This is a genomic window from Rhizobium sp. 42MFCr.1, assembly GCF_000377185.1.
In the GTDB taxonomy this organism is placed as follows: domain Bacteria; phylum Pseudomonadota; class Alphaproteobacteria; order Rhizobiales; family Rhizobiaceae; genus Rhizobium; species Rhizobium altiplani.
The window spans coordinates 15,277-36,561 of the sequence record NZ_KB897836.1 but is presented as its reverse complement, the minus strand read 5'-3'; the positions used below and the strand labels follow the sequence as shown (position 1 = coordinate 36,561).

Here is a 21,285-nt window from a genome sequence, read left to right as displayed (position 1 = left end):
GCATCAACCTTCCTGGGCAGTCGGGACGACCCAAAGCGGGCGATCGTCACGCTTGCCGCGCAGGGCCGGCGCCGACTGGTCCTCCACGGCAAGGCCCTCTTCGCCTTCCTGAACGTCTACTTCATAGGTATAGTCGTAAAGCATTTCACAGGCGCGCTCATTGGCCTTGATCTTCGCCTCGGTTTCGCCGATTGCAGTCGAAATCGCCTTGATCCGTGCGCGCAACATGGAACCGAGGATGTCGGTCGCCGGTCGCTTCTCCAGCCGCTCCAGGTGATGCTCGATCCGTGAGGCGTGGCGCTCGAGTTCTCTTTTGCTGAAACGCGCCTTGCGCATTTCCTCAGAAAGGTCGGACCGCATGCGGGCGAGGGGATCGAACGTGCCTGGCTCGCGTTCGTCCAAGGTCAGTTGATTGACGAGCTTTTCGATGACGATAAGTGCCTGCAGATCGACGGGATCGGCCAGTTCGACATCGTAGCCGGTGTCATCGAAGACCTTTCTGCGAACTGGATCCAATAGAAGCTCGTAGGCCTTCTGGACGCGGCTGAACGCCTCCGGGTCGCCACCAGAGTCCGGATGCGTCGCCTTTGCGCGACGCCGATAAGCAGCCTTCACCTGTTCGTCGGTCGCGTCTCGCCGGACCCCAAGAATCTCATAAGGATTGGTCACCATCCCTCCGTCGCTGTTCGGACATTGCCGTGACACCCATGAAGGGCATTCGTCCATCGAGGCCTTCTTCTACCATCACTGGGGCGGAGTTTGGACAAAAAGAATAAACAAAATCCGCTGATTCAATGCAGGCATGACACGGTTGTCGGACGCGCGATTGGGGTTGATGGAGATCCACCGCCCCATTCACCCGTTCAACACCCTGGCCCTTTGAGCATGCCAGGCGCGTCATCGCGCTCCCGCTGAAAATAACGCGTGCCCAGTCTGCTGCTTAATCGATATAATCCCGCGGCCCGCGTTGACGCATTTCGTCAAATCGAGTTCTATCCGCCACCATTTGTCCGGCCCTCCTAGAGGTCCCCGGAGAATTCGGAGGAGGTTTCATGCGCACTATCCGCAAGATCGCAGAATTGCGCGATCAGCTTGGTGCCTATCGGCGCGACGGCAAGACGATCGGCTTTGTGCCGACGATGGGTTTCCTGCACGTCGGACACATGGAGTTGGTCAGGCGCGCGCGCGCCGAAAACGAGGCGAGCGTTGTATCCATCTTCGTCAATCCGCTGCAGTTCGGGGCCAATGAGGATCTTGCCAAATATCCGCGTGACCTGACGCGCGACAGCGCGATGCTCGAAGCGGCCGGCGTCGATATCCTGTTTGCACCTGATGTCAGCGAAATGTACCCGGAGCCGATGCTGACGGTCGTCGATGTGCCGGCACTCGGAAACCAACTGGAAGGGGAGGTCCGCCCCGGACATTTCGCGGGTGTCGCGACCGTTGTGACGAAGCTCTTCAACCTCGTGCAGCCGGATCGTGCCTATTTCGGCGAGAAGGATTACCAGCAGGTGGCGCTCATCAAGCGGATGGTCAGGGATCTCGCCCAGCCGGTTCGTGTCGTTGCCGTGCCGACCGTACGGGAGACCGACGGCCTGGCTTACTCGTCGCGCAACATCTATCTCAGCGAGCGTGAGCGGGCGGCGGCCATTGTCGTGCCGAATGCGCTGGCGCAAGCCGAGCAGCTCTATGCGAAGGGCTGCGATAGTCCCGAGGAGCTGGAGGCTGCGTTGAGGCAATTCATCGCGACGGAGCCGCTCGCCACGCCTGAAGTGGTTGCGGTGCGGCACCCGGAAACCCTGGAACGACTATCCTCGCTGCAATCGGCGCCTGCCCTTGTCGCGCTTTTCGTGCGTGTCGGCACGACGCGGCTTCTCGACAACAAAATCATCGGGCTCAAATCGGTCAAGAATTCGAGGGCAGCGTAGTGAGCACCCATAGCAAGCAGAAGCGGCTGACGACAGCCTCGATTCGGGCGATGAAGGGCAAGGACCGTGTCGTCTGCCTGACGGCCTATACGACGCCGATCGCCCGCCTGCTCGATCCACACTGCGACCTTCTCCTGGTGGGCGATTCGCTTGGGATGGTCCTTTACGGCATGGAAACAACAGTTGGCGTGACGCTCGACATGATGGCTGCCCATGGCCGCGCCGTTATGCGCGGCGTATCGCGTGCCTGCGTCATCGTCGATCTGCCCTTCGGTAGTTACCAGGAATCAAAGGAACAAGCCTTTCGAAGCGCCGTCCGGCTGATGCAAGAGACCGGATGCGACGGCATCAAGCTGGAAGGCGGAGAGGAAATGGCGCAGACGATTGCGTTCCTGACAGCAAGAGGCGTTCCGGTCTTCGCTCACGTGGGGCTGATGCCCCAGCTCGTCAACACGGCCGGTGGCTTCCGCTCGCTCGGCCATTCCGATGAGGAGGCCGCAAAGATCAGGCGCGATGCACTGGCAGTCGCAGAAGCCGGTGCCTTCGCGGTCGTCGTCGAGGGAACCGTCGAGCCCGTTGCTCGTGACATCACGGCTTCCATTCCCGTGCCGACGATCGGCATCGGCGCATCCCCTGCCTGTGACGGGCAGGTACTCGTGTCGGACGATATGTTGGGGCTTTTCAACGACTTCAAACCGCGCTTCGTGAAACGCTACGCTGATTTGAGCCCTCTGGTGACTCAAGCCGTTGAAGCTTACGCCGAGGAGGTCCGCACCGGGCAGTTCCCCACCAAGGAACATACGTTCCAACGCAAGTCATAGTGTCTAGCCACCACCTGTGATCCCGTACGTCACGGGTGAGCGGCAAGGCCTCCGCCATAGGCGCTGGAACACGGATTGGGGCGTTTAGCGTTCACGGAGCCAGGCGTCGATCCCTCGCGCGGCGGCCCGGCCGGTGGCAAAGCATGCTGTTAGAAGATAGCCGCCTGTCGGGGCTTCCCAATCGATCATCTCACCGGCAACGAAAAGGCCGGGGAGTGCCTTCAGCATATAGTTCCGGTCAATCTCCCCCCATTCGACGCCACCTGCCGAGGAAATCGCCTCGGCGATCGGGCGCGTTCTTTGAACGGGGATCGGCAGGGCCTTGATCAGACGCGCCAGTCGATCGGGATCATTGAGGTCTGTGGCCCTTGCGAGCTCTCGCAGAAGCGCCACCTTCACGCCATCGAGGCCAACTGCCTTGCGGAGCCGGTTTGACAGGCTTGCTTTCGGATCTTGCTTTCCAAGCGCGTTGGCGATGCGATCCTGTGTGCGTGCCGGCAGCAAATCGACGTCAATCGTTGTGGTTTGGCCAGCTGCCAAGCTCTCTCTCAGCACGGCCGCGTGGGCGTAGACGAGGCTACCCTCGATGCCATGCCGGGTTATCACGAATTCTCCCGGAATGGTGCCGACCCTCGAGGTTGCCGTGACGGATTTGACCGGCTCACCGGAAAAACGCTGCCGCAGGTGCTCGCTCCAATCGACATCGAAGCCGCAGTTGGCAGGCTGAAACTCATGGATGGCGATGGTCTTCTCTCTCAGCCAGGGCAGCCAGCATCCATCGGAGCCAAGCCGTGGCCAGCTCTTTCCGCCAAGTGCGAGCAGGGCTGCATCTGGTTTGACCACATATGCAGCCCCGCTTGCCGCGATCATATAGCCTCCATCCGAAAAACCGATCCAGCGGTGCCGGGTGAGGATCTGAACACCTTGCGCCTCAAGCCTTCGCAGCCAGGCGCGCAGGAGCGGCGAGGCTTTCATGGCCGTTGGAAACACCCGACCCGAAGATCCGACGAATGTTTCGGTGCCGAGCCCTGCGGCCCAGGCTCTCACATCCGACGGCTTGAAGCCGTCGAGCGCATGGCGCAGGCGGGCATTCGACGTGCCGAAGCGTGACGCAAAGCGATCGTAGTCCTCGGAGTGGGTGATGTTTAGCCCGGACTTGCCGGCAAGGAGAAACTTCCGCGCAACGGTCGGCATCGCTTCATAGACTGTGACGGTGTGCCCGGCCGACGACAGGCTTTCAGCGGCCATCAGGCCTGCCGGCCCGCCGCCGAGGATCGCGATTTGCTTCTTGACCATGAAATGTTGCCCGGGCTCGATCTGCAAACTCTCTCATGGCCCGCGCGAGCGCCGTGTGCAAGAGCGCTGCGATGGGTATGGGACGCTCCAGCACATACTGTGCATTTAAATGGGGCTATGTTCTGCAGAATGCGCGCCTGCGGACAGTTAGGCACGCCGCCTCAAGAGCCGTTGTAACATGGCTGGCATCGTTTGGGCGAAGATCAATCCACGATGCGGGGCGTGAATTTCGGCTTTGCAGGTGTCTCGGCTTTCTTCATTGCCTCTTCGTGATACCAGCAACTTTCGTAAACGGATGGAGCCATCCCCTCTTCAATATCAACCGTTTGACGTGTTTCGCCTGCGGCAAAGCGCTTCTGTGGAAATGCATGGATCGTTGCAGTCTCGTGATGCACACCAACGGCCATTTTGTGCCTCCTTGTTCACCTGCCTCCGATGACGTCGACGCGACGATAGCACATGTGCACATGATTTGCGCGATATGATTGAAAAAAGTGCAATATTTGTCGGAATAATGAGCATCCAAATTTGCTGCGGTTTATATCAGAATCTTTGAAAGTTCAAAATATGGGCAAACGCACAAAAAGTAATCATTGTAAGGTGGGTGCGAAAAAAATGTTGCGCCTGAAGGCGCCCCGCAATCGGATCTGCTCGACCGATGCGCCAACCATTTCCCTGGCGACTAAATGATTGAGTCCGCTATCAGTTCCACGCCCACGATCACGGCCAGTTGGCCTGTAGCCCGCCGATCGACCGGCGAGCTTTGAACAGTTCGTGATGCCGTTCAGACCAAACTGGCACGCGACGTGCATACCATCTGGCAGCCCTTCGCGGCCTGGTCGCTTCAACGGTCGGTTCGCGTGAGGTTTTGCTCACGATTTATGTTTGAGAGACTCGCAAATGACCAAGTATAAGCTCGAGTACATCTGGCTCGATGGGTACACCCCGGTACCAAATCTCCGCGGCAAGACGCAAATCAAGGAATTCGACGCTTTCCCGACGCTCGAGCAACTACCGCTCTGGGGCTTCGATGGTTCGTCCACGATGCAGGCCGAAGGCCGCAGCTCTGACTGCGTGCTGAAGCCGGTCGCGATCTATCCGGACCCGGCGCGCACCAACGGCGTTCTCGTCATGTGCGAAGTCATGATGCCCGATGGCGTCACCCCGCATCCGTCCAACAGCCGCGCCACCATCCTCGACGACGAAGACGCATGGTTCGGGTTCGAACAGGAATATTTCTTCTACGAGAACGGTCGTCCGCTCGGCTTCCCGGAAACCGGCTATCCGGCTCCGCAGGGTCCGTATTACACGGGCGTTGGCTACTCGAACGTGGGTTCGATCGCTCGCGAAATCGTCGAGGAGCACCTTGATCTGTGCCTCGCAGCTGGCATCAACCACGAAGGCATCAACGCCGAAGTGGCGAAGGGTCAGTGGGAGTTCCAGGTATTCGGCAAGGGCTCAAAGAAGGCTGCCGACCAGATCTGGATGGCACGCTATCTGCTGCAGCGCCTGACGGAAAAGTACGGCATCGACATCGAGTATCACTGCAAGCCGCTCGGCGATACAGACTGGAACGGCTCGGGCATGCACTGCAACTTCTCGACCAAGTTCATGCGCGAAGTCGGCGGCAAGGCCTATTTCGAGGCGCTGATGGCGCAATTCGAAGCGAACTTGATGGACCACATCAACGTCTATGGCCCTGATAACGACAAGCGCCTGACCGGCAAGCATGAGACGGCTCCGTGGAACAAGTTCTCCTACGGTGTTGCTGACCGTGGCGCCTCGATCCGCGTTCCGCATTCCTTCGTCAAGAATGGCTATCGCGGTTATCTGGAAGATCGTCGTCCGAACTCTCAGGGTTGCCCCTACCAGATCGCTTCGCAGGTTCTGAAGACGATCTCGGAAGTTCCGACTGCCGGTTTTGCTTCGGCCGCGGCCTAAGCCCGCAATCTTGCGTTAGATTTGGTGGCGCCGGTCGACTGATCGGCGCCATTTCCTTCACTGGCGGCCCGCTGACACCGAATTTGCAGCGCAAGCGCCCTCGCAGGCGCCGCTGCGATCCATCCACCAAAATCACCCGGTGGTTGAAAACTCCAGCCGGACAAGCATAATCCTTTTGCGTTGTCGGTGTTTGGTCCTATACTCTTCGCGGATCCTCCAATCGCGAGTTGCCGTGACAGGGAAACACAGCCACTTCCTCCGCTTGCTCGGAACGCCTGCGCTTTTTGCAGAGGGGACCGAGATTGCATTGCCGGAGAAGGCCTACGCGTTGCTTGCCCTCCTGGTGAGCGCGCCGCAATATTCCATGGACCGCGAGATCCTGCGCGGCATACTCTGGCAATCGGATCAATCCAAACAGCGTGCCGGCAGCTTGCGCCAGCTACTTGCGCGTATCGATCGCGGCATTCCTGATGATATGCCCCGCCTTGTCAAGACGACCAACAGCCATGTCTCGTTCAACGACGAGGGATGGAATGCCGACGTCCTGGTATTGACCAATACGGCCGCGCCGTTGCCACGTCCTGCGTGGGATTTGCTTCGCGGCGATCTCCTCGAGGGGTTCAAGGCGCCGACGATTGAAGCGGAAGAGCGCATCGGTGTGGAGCGACAGCGCATCGCCGACCGTCGCGAAGCCCATATCATTTCACTGCTTGAAACGCCGGAAAAGCTAACCTCCGACGATGTCCTCTTCCTCGCGGGTCTGCTCGTCGAGGCCGACCCTGCGAACGAGGTCGCTTGCCGGGCGCTGATGAAAAGGCACGTTGACGCGGAGGATCTTGCAGCCGCGCGCCAGGCATATTTTCGCTGCCGCAGTGAGCTGAAAACCGAATATGGTGCGGAACCGGATGGCGTGACGCAGGCCCTCGCGCAGGAACTCGGCATCATCGCTCCGGCCATGCTGGCCAGTTCACCCATGACTGTGCCCGCGAACGCGCCCACCGACCCGGTCGGGCAGCCCCGTGTCCTCATTTTGCCGCCGGATTCGATTTTGTCTGATCCGATGCTGCAGCGTGTGGGGCGAGCCTTGCTGGAAGAGGTAACGATCGGGCTGAGCCAGCAACGTGGCTTCAAGGTTATTGCCGCTCATACCAGTCTGGAAATCGTCAATCGCAATCTTGCGGGCATTGCTGCTCCAACGCCGCCTGAACTGCGCTTTGACTATACGGTCTATGTCACCATCCATGGCCGTGATGACGACATCTATGCGACCTGCCGATTGACGAAGACCTCAACGGCCGAGGTGCTGTGGGCAATCGATCTGCCGCTCGCCATGCAGAATGTCAATCACTCCTTCGCGCAGCTTGCGCGGCGTATCGTGATGACGCTTGCCGACACGATCGAGCGCCGCGAGCTTCTGGACATGATGCACGACGTCAACCCGTCGGCATACCGGTTGTACCTTGAAGGAAAGCGTCTCGTTTCGAAGACGGATCTGCAGCATCTGCGGCAGGCGCGCAAATGGTTCAAATCGGCGCTGGCCCGTCATGACAGATTCTCATCCGCGCACGCCGGAATGGCGCGCGTGCTCGGCATGGAGTGGCTGGTGCGCGGGATGAAGGACACGCAATTACTGGAGGACGCCGACCGGTCGGCCTGGCTTGCGCGCGACACCGACCCCAATAGCGGCCGGGCGATGCGTGAGTTGGGCTTTGTCGCTCTTTACCGTCGCCGCTTCAGCGACAGCCTCGATTTCTTTTCGGAAGCGCAGATGCTCAACCCGAATGACGCCGATATCCTCGCCGACCACGCGGATGCGCTTTTGCATGACGGACAGAGTGACAGGGCACTGGAGTTGAGCCTGGCGGCGATCAAGCTCAATCCACTGCCTCCGGATTACTACTACTGGAACCTCGGTGGCATTCACTTCGTCCAGGAAAATTACGCAAAGGCGATCGAGGTTCTCGATCGCGTCAAGGATCGTCCGGCGACCTCGCGCCTGTTGGCTGCAGCTCATGCAAAGAACGGCGACCTCAGGACCGCGTCGCGTTATGCCGCCATTGTCCTCGAGAATTTCCCGGATTTCCGCACGGATGACGTCTGGCAATTCGTGCCGGATCGCAATCCGGAGGACACGCGTCAGCTGATCGACGGTCTTCGCATCGCCGGACTGTCCTGAAGCGCTACAACTTCGGCGTTTTCCCTCTTTTCTGATGAAAATCTCGGTCACGCCGAAATAACGCCCGTTGGTGCATCTTCTCTGTGTCCGCAGCGCAATGCTGTTTCAAACAGGAGATGAAACAATGACGACGACACAGATCAAGCCCGTTGCAGTCCGTCTTTCGGCAGCCGCTCAGGCCGTCCTGAAGCAGGAAGCAGTGCAGCTCGACACGAACGCGACGGCAAATATCGTTCACGCCCTGAAGTTCCGTTGAGGATTGATGCGAATGTCTGTTCAGACCGCACTCGAGCGCCTGGCGCAAGATCTCAGCCTCTCATCGGCCGGCATCAACAGCTATCACGACCGCTCGTTGACGCCTGGGCAGACATTCGCGGCGATCAAGCCGCATTTCAAGGAACTCGGTATTACGCGGGTAGGTCTGCTCACCGCGCTGGATCTCCTCGAGATCCCCGTTGCCTTTGCCACGCGACCGAACAGCTATACGCTTTCCGTCTTCCAGGGAAAGGGCATCGACGAGGAGGCGGCAATGACCTCGGCTGCGATGGAGGCGGTGGAGACGCGTGTTGCCGAGAGCCAGCCAAGTGACCTTGTCATTGCGACTGTCGCCGGCATGAGGGCTGAGCATGCGCCGATGATCGACCTTGATTCGGTGGCCCGTTGTGTCCCTTCGGAGATTGGTTCCGAGCCGATCGCCTGGGGCGAGGGCCTCGATATCATGTCCAACCGTCCCGTCTTCGTTCCCTGGCCGCTCGTCGGCCTCGACCATCGGGGCACCCGGCCGTCCGGTTTTGAGCAGTCGAGCGACGGTCTCGCTTCCGGAAACCGGCCGGCGGAAGCCGTGCTTCACGGTCTTTGTGAACTGGTTGAACGCGACGCATGGGCGCTGACGCAGTTGCGTCCCTATGAACAGCTGCGCGGCGCGCGGATTGATCCGATCGCGTTCGGCGACCCTGTGCTCGATATCATTGTCGATCGCATCCGGCGCGCTGGAATGCGTCTGTTGCTGCTCGACATGACGACCGATATTGGCGTTCCGAGTTTTCTGGCAGTTATCATTCCCGGCAATCTCGGCGAGCGCGTGGATGCCCGCTGGACCCATGTTTGCGGGGGATGCGGATGCCATCCTGATCCTGTTCGCGCAGCACTGCGAGCAATCACCGAGGCCGCACAGAGCCGACTGACGGCGATTGCCGGCAGTCGTGACGACTTTTCCCCGCGTCTCTATCAGAGGCTCGATGATGGTGGCCCGATGCAAGAGCTCATCAATCTCTGCGACGAAGCCCCGGTTACTCCCAAATTCTCTCTCGGAGCTCCGCAGCGCACCATGCAGGAAAACATCGGCCGCATTCTCGATCGGCTCAGGTCGAGGGGTATCGATCAGGTGGTGGCCGTGCCGCTTTCCCATCCGGGTCTGCCGGTCTCGGTCGTTCGTATGATCGTTCCTGGCCTTGAGGTGGATGTCAGCGGCGAATTCATTCAACTCGGATTGCGGGCCGTGAGCGCCATGCAGGGAGCGATGCAATGAAGGTCATTTTTGGCGGTCCGAGTTTTGGCGCCGACATCGATAGGCTTCGGGTCGAGAATCCGTCGATCCTCTTTCGTGGGCCGGCTGCACGCGGCGACATATTCCAGGCGGTGCGAGATGGAGCGCATGCGATCGGGATTGTTGACGGCTACTTCGGGGAAGTGCCTGCTGTGTGGCACAAGGAAATCCTCTATGGGCTGCAGCACAATGTCATCGTTGTCGGGGGTGCCAGCATGGGCGCGCTTCGCGCAGCCGAATGCGACGCGTTCGGGATGGTTGGGGTCGGCACGATCTACGAGGACTATGCCGAGGGTCGCCTGATCGATGACGAGGCGGTCGCGCTCGTGCATGCGCCGGAAGAGCTCGGCTGGTTGCCGCTTTCGGTTCCGTGGGTGGATTTTCAGCCGACGATCGACGGTCTCTATCGGCAGGGCGCACTTTCGCCTGCCGAGCACAAGATGCTGTTGCTCGCGGGCCGTTCGATCCATTTCTCAGAGCGTACCTATCCCAAGGTCGTCGAAGGCTGCACCCTTTCCGGTGACGGCCGTGCCAAGGAGATCCTGCGGCTGATTCGCGCCGGAAAGGTCGAGCGCAAGCGTCAGGACGCCGAACTCGTCCTGCAATATCTGCTGGAGGTGAGGTTTGCTCCCCAGCCGCGTGACTGGGGCTTCGCCGCCACCTCGCATTGGGAGCTTTTGCGGGCGGAAGTCACAGGCGCTGTCACGCCTGTAACGCCCAAGTAACGCCGGACCTGAATGATGGATATCGCTGAAGCCCGGAAGGCTCATCATTGGAGAAGGCAGTGACAATGAACATTCTGACGCGGGACGAGGGAACGGGTAGCGAGTACGCGAGAATCTTCCGGTTGCTTTCGGCGGCAAAGGATGAGGCACAGAAGCTCAAGCTGAACAATCTGATGCACTTGACCAACATGGCTCTTCTTCAGGTGGTCATCGACTGGGACGGGATTGACCCCGAACGGGAGCTCGACGTCAACCTCGAAAAGCTGATCGGCACCAAGACGCAGGTCGCAATGAAGGACGCCAGCGAGAATCTAGTGCTTCTCGACTGCCACTGACGGACCGGGGTGACGTTGGGACTGCGCCTTTACTCGCCGTCGTCCAGCTGTTCCATGCCGGCAATTGCCTGTACGAGCTTTACGATCTTCTTGCGAACATGCTCGTTCTTGATCGACAGGAAAGCGGCATTGAGCAGCACGCCGTCGCGGGAAACAACGAATTCCTCGCTGGGCGTTGGATTATCGTTGGCCGAGTTGGGGTTGACGTCCTCGAAGAAAGATCGGACGTCGACATCAAGGGCGCCGGCAATTTCGACCAGCATGCTCGCGGAAACGCGGTTTGATCCCTTTTCATATTTTTGGATCTGCTGGAAGGTGACGCCGACCCGATCACCAAGTTCGGTCTGCGATACTTTACGCATCAGACGCTTTATGCGGATTGTCTTCCCGACGTGAACATCAACTGCATGGGGACCTTCCTTCATCGCTCTCTCCTTCCAACGCCGGTTGTTACGCGACTATTATGCCAGCAATCAACCTAACGGAGATAATTGAACGGATCAATTGCGTTGATGTGTTTTTTATCCCGCATAGAGAGCTTATGGGCAACATGTTGGATATTCGGCTTTCGCCCGATTTGCGAGGGGTTTAAATCGCAAATTTCCGTCACGGGGAGCAGCAACCACAGGTCGTGTGCTGCCGGCCGTTTTAATTTGACGGATTCCTTCGCGTCGAGGCGCCAGCAATCCTGCGCATTGGCGAGCCTTTCCGCCTCCAAACTCCGGAGCGCTTTCGCGTCGCGATGTGGTATGTCACTGATAGATCAGTCGATACAGATGGATTCGTAGCTGCCGTGACGATCGGGTTTGCTCATGCCGAATTGATAGCCGTACTGGTTGCGGTGACGGGTGGCGAACCGCGTGTCATGACGATCCGATCCGGTGATGCACTGCCGTCCGGTCCGTTCGAAATGGGACATCGCACACTGCAAAGCGGTCTGCGTGAATGGGTTCAGGAGCAGACGGGCCATCCGGTCGGCTATCTGGAACAGCTCTACACCTTCGCCGACCGCGACCGAAACAACGAAATCCTGGGCGGCCGGACGATTTCGATCAGCTACCTCGGCCTCGTGCATGAGCAGGCGACGCCAGGCGGCGGCCGACCCGGCTGGCAGGGCTGGTATGGCTATTTTCCGTGGGAAGACTGGCGCACCGGGCGACCGGCGGTCCTCGACCACCTGGTCGACTGCCTTATGGCGTGGGCCGAGCGTGATCCGTCCCGTCGTGAGGATCGGATCCGCCGGGCAAATTTCGCCTTTGGGCTCGGCGATGCCTCATGGAACGAGGATCTTGTATTGCAGCGTTACGAGCTCCTCTATGAAGCGGGCGTTGTGAACGAGTCGGGCTGTGCGGCCGAGAACAATCCGGGCCGGGCAATGTTCGCGGACCATCGGCGTATCCTTGCGACAGGCATTGCGAGATTGCGTGCGAAGATCAAATATCGCCCGGTCGTTTTCGAGCTGATGCCGGTGAGCTTTACGCTGCTGCAGCTGCAGCGCAGTGTCGAAGCGCTTGCCGGGCTGACGCTGCACAAGCAGAATTTCCGGCGGCTGATCGAGCAGCAGGAACTTGTCGAGGAAACCGGCGAGACGACGAGCGAAACGGGCGGACGCCCCGCAAAGCTTTTCCGTTATCGCCATGCTGTCCTGGAAGAACGCGCGCTCGCCGGATCAAAGCTGCCAATCTCCCGCAATTGACATATGCTCATAACGAGAATATCTATGCGCTCTAGATATGCTCTGATTGAGTATAAATAGGAGCCGGCCATGAACCCCAGCGTTTCCGCATCATCGCTCTACGAGCGCGTTCGTCGCGTCATCCCCAAGGCGGAGTGGATGTCGTTCGAAGATGACGTCGAGGCGATCCTTGAGCTGAAGCGGCGGCGAAACGCCGTCATTCTTGCGCATAACTATCAAACGCCGGAAATCTTCCACGGGGTTGCCGATATCGTCGGCGACAGCTTGGCACTGGCGCGCAAGGCGATTGACGTCGAGGCGGATATCATCGTGCTTGCCGGCGTGCATTTCATGGCCGAAACGGCCAAGCTCCTCAATCCCGACAAGACGGTGCTCATCCCGGATATGGGGGCCGGTTGCTCGCTGGCGGATTCGATCACGCCCGAGGATGTGGCGCTTCTACGCCAAGCCCACCCCGGCGTGCCTATCATTACCTATGTGAACACCTCGGCGGCCGTGAAGGCGGCATCGGACATTTGCTGCACATCGGGAAATGCCAGGCAGGTTGTCGAGTCGCTCGGCGTGCCGCGCGTGCTGATGATTCCAGACGAGTATCTCGCCCGAAACGTCGCCCGCGAAACGTCGGTCGAGGTGCTTGCCTGGCATGGTCACTGTGAGGTCCATGAACTGTTCACGGCGGATGATGTCAGGCAGCTTCGTGAGAATTATCCCGGGGTGACGGTGCTGGCGCATCCAGAATGTCCTCCGGATGTCGTGGCCGAGGCGGATTTTGCCGGGTCGACGGCAGTGATGTCGGATTTTGTCGGGCAGCAGCGTCCGGCCCGTGTCGTGCTCCTCACCGAATGCTCGATGAGCGACAACGTCGCTGTGCACCATCCCGATGTAGAGTTCATCCGCCCCTGTAACCTTTGCCCGCACATGAAACGGATCACGCTCGCCAATATCCGCGCTGCACTCGAGGAAAACCGCCACGAGGTCACTGTCGACCCTAAAGTTGCCGTTTCTGCAAGGCGTGCGGTCGAGCGGATGCTTGCGATATGACCGCGCTTCTCGGGTCATTGAGCGGGCAGGTCGTCGTCGTGGGAAGCGGGCTCGCCGGTATGATGACGGCGCTGACGCTGGCGCCGCAGCCGGTTGTGCTCATTACCCGCGGCGCCATTGGTGCGCAGACCTCGAGCGCCTGGGCGCAAGGGGGGATTGCCGCAAGCCTCGGCGAGAATGACAGCACCGAGTTGCATCTGTCCGATACACTTGCTGCCGGCGACGGCCTGTGTGATGCGCAAGCCGCATCCGAGATCATCGAAGAGGGGCCGGCCGTCATCGCCGCCCTGGAGCGCGCCGGCGTTTCTTTTGATCAGGACAGTCAGGGTCGCCTGGTCCTTGGCCTTGAGGCGGCACATTCGCGTCGACGCATCGTGCATGTATCAGGGGATGGGTCGGGTGCTGCGATCATCGCCGCACTAGTGCAGGCAATCGCCAACACGCCCTCGATTACCACGCTCGATGCATCCGAGGTGCGCTCGCTTTTGAGCCATGACGGATCTGTCACCGGTGTGGTCATCAGCCGGGGAGGGCAAACCGCTGCCATCATGACCAACCGGGTGGTGTTGGCCACAGGTGGGATCGGCGGACTCTACGATGCCACGACCAATCCCATTTGCAATTTCGGTCAGGGGATCGCGCTGGCGGCAGGGGCGGGGGCCAGGCTTGCCGATATGGAATTCGTGCAGTTTCACCCGACCGGCCTTGACTCTGCGCGACGGCCCTTGGCGCTTGTCAGCGAGGCTGTGCGCGGCGAAGGAGCTGTTCTCGTCAACGACAGGGGGGAGCGCTTCATGACCGGTTTCGACGGCGCCGAGCTTGCTCCGCGCGACGTCGTTGCGCGCGCCATCAGCGACGAGCTCTCGCTGGGGCGGCGTGTCTTTCTCGACGCCCGTGCTGCGCTCGGCAATCGCTTTGCCTCCCGCTTTCCAACGATCCATGCACTCTGTCAGGACGCCGGAATCGACCCGGCAATCGATCTCATTCCAGTGCGCCCCGCCGTCCACTACCACATGGGCGGTGTTGCGACCGATTTGACGGGGCGCAGTTCGGTCCCCGGTCTTTGGGTCATCGGCGAAGCCGCCTCGACCGGACTGCACGGCGCCAATCGTCTGGCCAGCAATTCGCTGCTCGAGGCGGCAGCCCTTGGTATTCGGGCCGCCCGTGATATTGGAGCGACATTGCCGGGCACCGTTCGGTCGGCTCCGGCAGTCTCAGCCGGGCCGGCACCGGATGCGTCTACGGTGCGCGCGATCGTGTCGCGTCACCTCGGCGTGCTGCGCAATGCTGGGGCTCTCCAGGGTGCGATTGCCACCCTGCTGCCGCTCGCGGAATCCGACGGACCCGCTGCTGACCCGGCGATCGTTGCATTGACAATTGCCGTCTTCGCAATGCTGCGCAAGGAAAGCCGCGGAGCGCATGCCCGCACCGATTTTCCGCTGAAGCTGCCTGTCGCCGAACGCCGCTTCATGACATTTGCCGATGTGCTCGATGTCGCACATGCCGCCACCCATTCTTTCGCCCGGAGTGCCTGATATGTCCCTTGCCCCGTTGCCACGCCTTATTATCGAACCGATGGTGCGCACAGCCCTCGTTGAGGATCTCGGCCTTGCCGGCGACATTACCTCGGCGGCGGTCATCCCCGCCGATCATCGCTCGTCTCTGATTATGGTGGCGCGGCAGCCCGGCGTCGTCGCCGGCCTGGATGCGGCTGAACTCGCCTTCCAGCTGGTCGAGCCAACGATCACCATGGCCCGTTATATGGAGGATGGATCCCCGGTCAGGCCCGGTGACATCATCGCGGAGATCACTGGACCATCGCGTGGGTTGCTGACGGGGGAGCGCACGGCGCTGAACTTTCTTGGACATCTGTCCGGCATTGCGACGGTGACGGCAAGCTTGGTTGATGCGGTCAGGGGCACGAAGGCGTCGATTGCCTGCACCCGCAAGACGACACCTGGGCTGCGGGCCCTGGAAAAATACGCGGTGCGCGCCGGCGGGGGCATGAACCATCGGTTTGCGCTTAATGATGCCGTCCTGATCAAGGACAATCACGTGGCGATTGCCGGCGGCGTGGCCGAGGCGATCCGTCGTGCCCGCGCGGGCGTTGGGCACATGGTCAAGATCGAGGTCGAAGTGGATACGCTCGAGCAGCTCGGTGAAGCGATGCGAGAGGGTGTTGATGCGGTCTTGCTCGACAATATGACGCCGGCGCAGCTGCGGGAAGCCGTCGTAATCGTCGACGGTCGCGCGATCACCGAAGCGTCGGGAAGAGTAACGCTTGCAACGGTTGCCGCCGTCGCCGCCTCAGGCGTCGACCTCATCTCTGTTGGCTGGTGTACGCACAGCGCGCCGACGCTGGATATCGGGCTCGACGTGCAAGGCTGACGGATATCGTTGGCAATTCGTCGCGTGTCATGATTTCTGCGGCGCGAGGTTCTTTCCTTTACCTGAATAGTCGAAGGATGCGCGCTTCCTTTTGAAGCGATCGAGCATCCTGCGGAGGTGTTCGGGGTTCTTTTCGGCGAGCAGGCGGGGTAGAAGCCCTTGGGAGTTCTTCGACCCTTGTCTGGTCATCCTTGAAAGCCGCTATATCGTCATCATTGTCGCAACAATGCCAAGGTCGCGACGAGCTGACCCGCGTAAAGCTGAGCGAGGTTACGGGTCTGCTCATCCCTGGATCGCTCCGCCTCGCCGAGATAAAAATCAAGAAGCAGTTCTGCTAGCGCAGTGGGTGGGATATCTGCCACCCCCACCGAGTTGTCAAACTTCAATATGCGTCCCCCGAAGGCTGCAACCCGCTGCGCCCAGCCGTTCTGTCGCAGTGTCGTTGGCTCTCGCGAGGGCGGATGATCATTTTGAACTAATGTCCGAAGGTGAGCGTCAAGTCTGGTTTCAAGTTCGCGCAGGAGGATCGTTTCAGTCTGCGCGTGCTTCTGGAGATGGAAGGCCAAACGCCGTTCGCGGCGTAGAACAGAGACGTGCCCGAGCTCCTCGCGCGCCATACGTTCCGCCGCTTCGGCAATCTCCGGTGTCGGCGCGTGGGCGGAAACATACGTCCAGAAGAGGAAGGCCCGTTCCTCGTTTCGCACAGCGACCGAAAAGGCCCGATAGGCCGAAAGCAGCGCGGGGTCCGTGAGGTTCATACCCTCATCGTCAAAGACGTCCTCCGGTTCCGCGCCCGCAGCGACGCTGGCCATTCCCATTTGACCTGACCAATCCTCTACAGAAGCAAGATGGCCACGTTCCTCTGCAGCCAGGCGTTCGAACACGGCAACCAGGTCGGGCTTTCGCGATCGACGCATATGGTCCGCCAGCGTCTCGTAGCCAGCAATGGCTTCGGTCTCCATAGCCTTCGCCGTTGCCAGCAACTCCGGCATCGAACGGATGGTTATCGGTTCTCTTGGCAATTCTGTCATGGTTCGCTCCTGAGACGCGCCGTCTTGCGGAAACGGTTATCAGAAGGAAAGATTTTCCCGTTTGATACATGTCAAAGAGGGGCTGCTGCGTCGCGACTACACCTTTCACCGTAAACCGCCAACGTGGGTGTACGGGGAAGAATGCTTTTGAAATCGAGACCTTGGCTGCAAGCCTGCTTGCAAGCGCTACTCGTGCTTGCTGCAATCTGGTTTTCTGCCGTTGCTTGCAGCGCCGCTGATCAGCTTGCGACCTATATCCAAAAGGTAGAGCCCTCGGAACTTTTCGAGGGAGCGGACAGCTTTGGCCCGCCGCAGGGAGAGCCTCCGATCGCCCCGGTGTTCCGCGGGAGCGAGGTTCTCGGTTACGCCTACCTGAATTCGGACTTCACGGCGTCCGCCGGCTATTCCGGAAAGCCAATCCACATCGTGGTTGGCATTGCGGCCAATGGCGTTATTCGCGGTATCAAGCTCGTCGATCACAAGGAACCGATCGTCCTCATTGGCATTCCGCAGGCCCGTGTCGTCGCGGCGTTGAATTCGATCATTGGCAAAGATCTCGGACGTGTCGCCGCTGGTCTCGATCGTCCTCCTCAGGTCGACATCGTCAGCGGTGCGACAGTGACCGTCTTGGTCATGGGGGATAGCGTAGTCCGCTCGGCCGTGAAGCTTATTCGTGCCCATCGGCTCGACAGTCAGCAGCCAACCGCTGGAACGTCGGTCGCAACGGAAGTCAAGCGTGTCGACGAGGCAAAGGTAGGCACGCAGGATTGGGAAACGCTCCTTGGAGACGGTTCGATCCGCAGCCTGCGGCTGACAGTGGGTGAGGTCTCGGAGGCTTTCCGCACATCGAATAAGGACGCGGCTGCCGCAAGACCGGAAGCGACGCCCGAAACCGAACGATTCATTGATCTCTACGTTGCTCCGGTCAGCGTTCCAATCATTGGCCGGAGCCTGCTCGGTGACACCCTGTATGAACGGCTTCGCAAGCAACTGCAGCCGGATCAGGCAGCAATCCTCGTTGCCGGCGACGGTGCTTACTCTTTCAAGGGGTCAGGATATGTGCGCGGCGGGATCTTCGATCGGATCGAACTCCTTCAAGACGGGCAAGGTGTCAGATTCCACGACCACGACCATACCCGCATCCCGGCGCTCGCAGCAGCCGGCGCACCCCGACTGAGGGAAATCGCCCTCTTCGCCGTTCCCAAGGATTTCACCTTCGATGTAACCGAACCCTGGGAACTGCAGCTCCTGGTACAGCGCGCCGGCGAGGGCACACAGAAGGCCGTGCTACCCTATAACCTCGGCTACTCGCTCCCCACACCCTATGTGAAGGTCGAGAAAGCAAGCCAGACGCCTGCTGCCGCCCCGGTCTCCACAGCGCCGCGCGTGCCGCAGCCGGAAGCAACCGTCGACGAGGGCGAAGCTCCGCTCTGGATATCGATATGGCAGGGAAGCCGCATCAAGATCGCGATAACGATCGGTGCGCTTTTGACGTTGACGGCAATCTTCTTCTTTCAGGACTGGCTTGTCCGCCGGCCGAAACTGTTCGCCTACGTCCGGAACGGCTATCTGTTATTTACTCTTGTTTGGCTGGGGTGGTTCGCCAACGCGCAGCTTTCGGTCGTCAATGTGTTCACCTTTGCCAATGCTCTCGTGACGGGGTTCAATTGGCAGTTCTTCCTGGCAGCCCCGCTCATTTTCCTGCTCTGGGCAGCGGTCGCCGCGGCGCTCTTGTTCTGGGGCCGCGGCCCCTTCTGCGGGTGGCTTTGCCCGTTCGGTGCACTGCAGGAGCTTACCAGTAACGTCGCCAAGAAGCTCAAGGTGCCGCAGGTCAAGCTGCCGTGGGGTCTGCACGAGCGTCTCTGGCCATTGAAGTACATCATTTTCCTCGGTCTCTTCGGCCTTTCCTTCTATTCGATGGCGCTTGCCGAGACGCTCTCCGAGGTAGAGCCGTTCAAGACTGCGATCATCCTGAAGTTTGCACGCCAGTGGCCGTTCGTGCTGATCGCGGTCACACTTCTGGTCGCCGGACTCTTCATCGAGCGCTTTTACTGCCGTTACCTGTGCCCGCTGGGCGCAGCGCTCGCCATTCCTGGGCGGATCAGGATGTTCGAGTGGCTGAAGCGTTGGCCTGAATGCGGCTCGCCGTGCCAGCGTTGCGCGAAGGAATGCCCGGTTCAGGCCATTCATCCCGAAGGTCAGATCAATGTGAACGAGTGCATCTACTGCATGCACTGCCAGGAGCTGTACCAGGACGACCACCGCTGTCCGCACATGATCCAGGTGCGCCTCAAGCGCGAGAAGTTCATGGCGCTGTCGACACCTGAATCCAGAGGAGAGGTCACCACCAAGAAGAAGGTCGAGGTTACCTACAAGGGTAGTCCAATCAAGAAAGCAGATTCCGCGTCGGATCAGCCGGCGTGAACTTACCCACCAAGGAGACGCAAATGACAACTGAAGAAAAGCATCTATTGTTCAACAGACGGCAACTTTTGGGGACGACTGCCTTCGCGGCGGCAGCCGGCGCGGCCGGGGTCGGTGGCGCTCTGACGCTTTCCGGAGCCACGGCTACGGCGGCGCGCGCGGAAGGCTTGAACCATGAGGTCAAGCCTGGCGAACTCGACGAATACTACGTGTTCGTGTCCGGAGGGCAATCTGGCGAAATCAGAGTGGTTGGTCTCCCATCCATGAGAGAACTCATGCGTATCCCGGTTTACAACCGCTGCAGCGCGACCGGCTGGGGGCTTACCAACGAAAGCCGCAAGGTACTCACGGACGGTCTGCTTCCTCAAACGCGCGAATTCTTGTCCACTCGCGGCGGTGTCTACCACAACGGCGATCTGCACCATCCGCATCCCTCCTTTACCGACGGGACCTACGATGGGCGCTACCTGTTTGCCAATGACAAGGCAAACACGCGCGTCTGCAGAATCCGTCTGGACGTCATGAAGTGCGACAAGATCATCGAACTTCCGAACCAGCACACGGTCCACGGACTTCGTGTGCAGAAGTACCCCAAGACAGGATATGTGTTCTGCAACGGCGAAGATCGCGTTCCGATCCCGAACGACGGCAAGATTCTCGACGATACCAAGCAGTACCACGCTGTCTTCACGGCCGTCGACGGCGAAACGATGAAGGTTGCCTGGCAGCTCATCGTCGATGGCAATCTCGACAACGTCGATGCCGACTATCAGGGGAAGTACTGCTTTGCGACCTGCTACAACTCCGAAGAAGGCGTCAATCTTCCGGAGATGATGGCGAAGGACCAGGACTGGGTCGTCGTCTTCAATCTCAAGAGGATCGAAGATGCCGTCGCGCGGGGCGACTTCAAGGAGATCGGCGGCGTTCCCGTTCTCGACGGCCGCCACGGCTCCGCCTACACGCGTTACATCCCGGTTTCGAACAGCCCGCATGGCATGAACACGGCTCCGGACGGAATACATGTCGTCGCCAACGGAAAGCTGTCTCCTACCGTCACAGTATTCGACGTTCGCAAGTTCGATGACCTGTTCGAGGACAAGATTCAACCGCGCGACACGGTCGTCGCCGAGCCTCAGCTTGGCCTCGGGCCGCTCCATACGGCCTATGACGGACGCGGCAATGCCTACACCACCCTGTTCATCGACAGCCAGATCTGCAAGTGGAACATTGAAGACGCTATCCGCGCCTTCAAGGGCGAGAAGGTCGACCCGATCCGTCAGAAGCTCGACGTTCAATATCAGCCGGGTCACAACCACACATCGATGGGTCAGACCAAAGACGCGGACGGAAAGTGGCTCATTTCGCTGAACAAGTTCTCGAAGGATCGCTATCTTAACGTCGGCCCCCTGAAGCCGGAGAATGATCAGTTGATCGACATTTCCGGCGACAAGATGGTTCTCGTTCACGACAATCCCACCTTCGCCGAACCACACGACGCGACCATCGTTCATTCGTCGAAGATCAATCCCGTAAGTGTCTGGAAAAGGGACGACGTCTTCTTCGCCGATGCAGTCGCTCAGGCCAAGAAGGACAACATCGACCTCCTGTCGGACTCCCAGGTTATCCGGGATGGAAACAAGGTGCGGGTCTATATGACGTCGGCGGCCCCGGCGTTTGGCCTTGAATCATTCAATGTCAGGCAGGGCGACGAGGTGACCGTCTACGTTACCAACATCGATGACGTGGAGGATCTTACTCACGGCTTCTCGATCGTAAACTACGGTATCCAGATGGAGGTCGCGCCGCAGGCGACCGCGTCGGTGACCTTCACCGCCGACAAGCCAGGCGTCTATTGGTACTATTGCTCGTGGTTCTGCCATGCGATGCATATGGAGATGCAGGGTCGCATGCTCGTTGAACCAAAGGCAGCATGATGC

The 21,285-nt window shown here is 59.8% G+C and carries 19 protein-coding genes; 14 read left to right on the top strand and 5 right to left on the bottom strand.

Annotated elements, in window-relative coordinates:
- Positions 1–3 precede the first annotated feature (3 nt).
- Positions 4–669, bottom strand: coding sequence for a J domain-containing protein (locus C934_RS0118440; protein ID WP_026371908.1), 666 nt, complete (start codon positions 667–669; stop codon positions 4–6).
- Between the two features lie 383 nt (positions 670–1,052).
- Here C934_RS0118440 and panC point away from each other — a divergent pair, with 383 nt between their 5' ends.
- Both panC and panB read left to right on the top strand, forming a co-directional pair.
- A complete protein-coding gene (gene panC, locus C934_RS0118435) occupies positions 1,053–1,928 on the top strand; it encodes a pantoate--beta-alanine ligase (RefSeq protein ID WP_018858123.1) in 876 nt (291 codons plus the stop codon).
- On the top strand, positions 1,928–2,749 hold the full coding sequence (gene panB / locus C934_RS0118430; protein WP_018858122.1) for a 3-methyl-2-oxobutanoate hydroxymethyltransferase: 822 nt from the start codon (positions 1,928–1,930) through the stop codon (positions 2,747–2,749). Before panC ends, panB begins: the two co-directional genes overlap by 1 nt.
- A gap of 84 nt (positions 2,750–2,833) precedes the next feature.
- Here panB and C934_RS0118425 read toward each other — a convergent pair whose 3' ends face one another.
- Positions 2,834–4,045, bottom strand: coding sequence for a TIGR03862 family flavoprotein (locus C934_RS0118425; protein WP_026371907.1), 1,212 nt, complete (start codon positions 4,043–4,045; stop codon positions 2,834–2,836).
- Between the two features lie 203 nt (positions 4,046–4,248).
- A complete protein-coding gene (locus C934_RS0118420; RefSeq protein ID WP_018858120.1) occupies positions 4,249–4,452 on the bottom strand; it encodes a DUF2735 domain-containing protein in 204 nt (67 codons plus the stop codon).
- Between the two features lie 493 nt (positions 4,453–4,945).
- On the opposite strand from C934_RS0118420, the gene C934_RS0118415 reads away from it, so the two are divergent.
- The 6 genes from C934_RS0118415 (at position 4,946) to C934_RS0118390 (ending at position 10,768) form a co-directional block, all read left to right on the top strand.
- Positions 4,946–5,986 (top strand): glutamine synthetase beta-grasp domain-containing protein, encoded by a 1,041-nt coding sequence (locus C934_RS0118415; RefSeq protein WP_018858119.1) that lies wholly within the window; start codon positions 4,946–4,948, stop codon positions 5,984–5,986.
- A gap of 232 nt (positions 5,987–6,218) precedes the next feature.
- Complete coding sequence (locus C934_RS0118410; RefSeq protein ID WP_026371906.1) at positions 6,219–8,162, top strand: BTAD domain-containing putative transcriptional regulator; 1,944 nt, start codon at positions 6,219–6,221, stop codon at positions 8,160–8,162.
- Between the two features lie 124 nt (positions 8,163–8,286).
- Positions 8,287–8,418, top strand: coding sequence for a hypothetical protein (locus C934_RS36180; RefSeq protein ID WP_007795609.1), 132 nt, complete (start codon positions 8,287–8,289; stop codon positions 8,416–8,418).
- Between the two features lie 12 nt (positions 8,419–8,430).
- Positions 8,431–9,690, top strand: coding sequence for a YcaO-like family protein (locus C934_RS0118400; protein ID WP_018858117.1), 1,260 nt, complete (start codon positions 8,431–8,433; stop codon positions 9,688–9,690).
- Positions 9,687–10,433: a TfuA-like protein gene (locus tag C934_RS0118395; RefSeq protein WP_018858116.1), complete on the top strand. Its 747-nt coding sequence runs from the start codon at positions 9,687–9,689 to the stop codon at positions 10,431–10,433. The genes C934_RS0118400 and C934_RS0118395 overlap by 4 nt, the downstream gene beginning before the upstream one ends.
- A 65-nt stretch (positions 10,434–10,498) precedes the next feature.
- Complete coding sequence (locus C934_RS0118390; protein ID WP_018858115.1) at positions 10,499–10,768, top strand: hypothetical protein; 270 nt, start codon at positions 10,499–10,501, stop codon at positions 10,766–10,768.
- A gap of 29 nt (positions 10,769–10,797) precedes the next feature.
- Here the strand turns inward: C934_RS0118390 and C934_RS0118385 are convergent, their stop codons facing one another.
- A complete protein-coding gene (locus C934_RS0118385) occupies positions 10,798–11,193 on the bottom strand; it encodes a helix-turn-helix domain-containing protein (protein WP_018858114.1) in 396 nt (131 codons plus the stop codon).
- Positions 11,194–11,561: 368 nt separating this feature from the next.
- Between C934_RS0118385 and C934_RS0118380 the strand changes: the two genes are divergently transcribed.
- From C934_RS0118380 to nadC, 4 genes are all read left to right on the top strand, one after another.
- Complete coding sequence (locus C934_RS0118380; protein WP_026371905.1) at positions 11,562–12,464, top strand: NUDIX hydrolase; 903 nt, start codon at positions 11,562–11,564, stop codon at positions 12,462–12,464.
- A gap of 69 nt (positions 12,465–12,533) precedes the next feature.
- Positions 12,534–13,505, top strand: a complete 972-nt coding sequence (gene nadA / locus C934_RS0118375; RefSeq protein ID WP_018858112.1) for a quinolinate synthase NadA — start codon at positions 12,534–12,536, stop codon at positions 13,503–13,505.
- The gene (locus C934_RS0118370) at positions 13,502–15,040 is read left to right on the top strand and encodes an L-aspartate oxidase (RefSeq protein ID WP_018858111.1); all 1,539 of its coding nucleotides are present in this window, start codon (positions 13,502–13,504) and stop codon (positions 15,038–15,040) included. The genes nadA and C934_RS0118370 overlap by 4 nt, the downstream gene beginning before the upstream one ends.
- A 1-nt stretch (position 15,041) precedes the next feature.
- The gene (gene nadC, locus C934_RS0118365; RefSeq protein ID WP_018858110.1) at positions 15,042–15,893 is read left to right on the top strand and encodes a carboxylating nicotinate-nucleotide diphosphorylase; all 852 of its coding nucleotides are present in this window, start codon (positions 15,042–15,044) and stop codon (positions 15,891–15,893) included.
- A gap of 212 nt (positions 15,894–16,105) precedes the next feature.
- On the opposite strand, the gene C934_RS32120 is transcribed toward nadC, so the two are convergent.
- A complete protein-coding gene (locus tag C934_RS32120; protein WP_018858109.1) occupies positions 16,106–16,924 on the bottom strand; it encodes a ferritin-like domain-containing protein in 819 nt (272 codons plus the stop codon).
- Positions 16,925–17,065: 141 nt separating this feature from the next.
- Here C934_RS32120 and C934_RS0118350 point away from each other — a divergent pair, with 141 nt between their 5' ends.
- Entirely contained in the window at positions 17,066–19,348 is a 2,283-nt protein-coding gene (locus C934_RS0118350; protein WP_018858108.1) for a 4Fe-4S binding protein, read from the top strand.
- 23 nt (positions 19,349–19,371) lie between these two features.
- Positions 19,372–21,282, top strand: a complete 1,911-nt coding sequence (gene nosZ / locus C934_RS0118345; RefSeq protein ID WP_018858107.1) for a TAT-dependent nitrous-oxide reductase — start codon at positions 19,372–19,374, stop codon at positions 21,280–21,282.
- Positions 21,283–21,285: the final 3 nt, after the last annotated feature.

What these genes read in the sequence shown, in the direction of transcription:
- C934_RS0118425 (WP_026371907.1), bottom strand. Translation starts at nt 4,045, where the DNA reads ATGGTCAAGAAGCAAATCGCGATCCTCGGCGGCGGGCCGGCAGGCCTG.
- nadC (WP_018858110.1), top strand. Translation starts at nt 15,042, where the DNA reads ATGTCCCTTGCCCCGTTGCCACGCCTTATTATCGAACCGATGGTGCGC.
- C934_RS0118415 (WP_018858119.1), top strand. Translation starts at nt 4,946, where the DNA reads ATGACCAAGTATAAGCTCGAGTACATCTGGCTCGATGGGTACACCCCG.
- C934_RS32120 (WP_018858109.1), bottom strand. Translation starts at nt 16,924, where the DNA reads ATGACAGAATTGCCAAGAGAACCGATAACCATCCGTTCGATGCCGGAG.
- C934_RS0118390 (WP_018858115.1), top strand. Translation starts at nt 10,499, where the DNA reads ATGAACATTCTGACGCGGGACGAGGGAACGGGTAGCGAGTACGCGAGA.
- C934_RS0118400 (WP_018858117.1), top strand. Translation starts at nt 8,431, where the DNA reads ATGTCTGTTCAGACCGCACTCGAGCGCCTGGCGCAAGATCTCAGCCTC.
- nadA (WP_018858112.1), top strand. Translation starts at nt 12,534, where the DNA reads ATGAACCCCAGCGTTTCCGCATCATCGCTCTACGAGCGCGTTCGTCGC.
- nosZ (WP_018858107.1), top strand. Translation starts at nt 19,372, where the DNA reads ATGACAACTGAAGAAAAGCATCTATTGTTCAACAGACGGCAACTTTTG.
- C934_RS36180 (WP_007795609.1), top strand. Translation starts at nt 8,287, where the DNA reads ATGACGACGACACAGATCAAGCCCGTTGCAGTCCGTCTTTCGGCAGCC.
- C934_RS0118370 (WP_018858111.1), top strand. Translation starts at nt 13,502, where the DNA reads ATGACCGCGCTTCTCGGGTCATTGAGCGGGCAGGTCGTCGTCGTGGGA.
- panC (WP_018858123.1), top strand. Translation starts at nt 1,053, where the DNA reads ATGCGCACTATCCGCAAGATCGCAGAATTGCGCGATCAGCTTGGTGCC.
- C934_RS0118395 (WP_018858116.1), top strand. Translation starts at nt 9,687, where the DNA reads ATGAAGGTCATTTTTGGCGGTCCGAGTTTTGGCGCCGACATCGATAGG.
- C934_RS0118350 (WP_018858108.1), top strand. Translation starts at nt 17,066, where the DNA reads ATGCTTTTGAAATCGAGACCTTGGCTGCAAGCCTGCTTGCAAGCGCTA.
- C934_RS0118420 (WP_018858120.1), bottom strand. Translation starts at nt 4,452, where the DNA reads ATGGCCGTTGGTGTGCATCACGAGACTGCAACGATCCATGCATTTCCA.
- C934_RS0118385 (WP_018858114.1), bottom strand. Translation starts at nt 11,193, where the DNA reads ATGAAGGAAGGTCCCCATGCAGTTGATGTTCACGTCGGGAAGACAATC.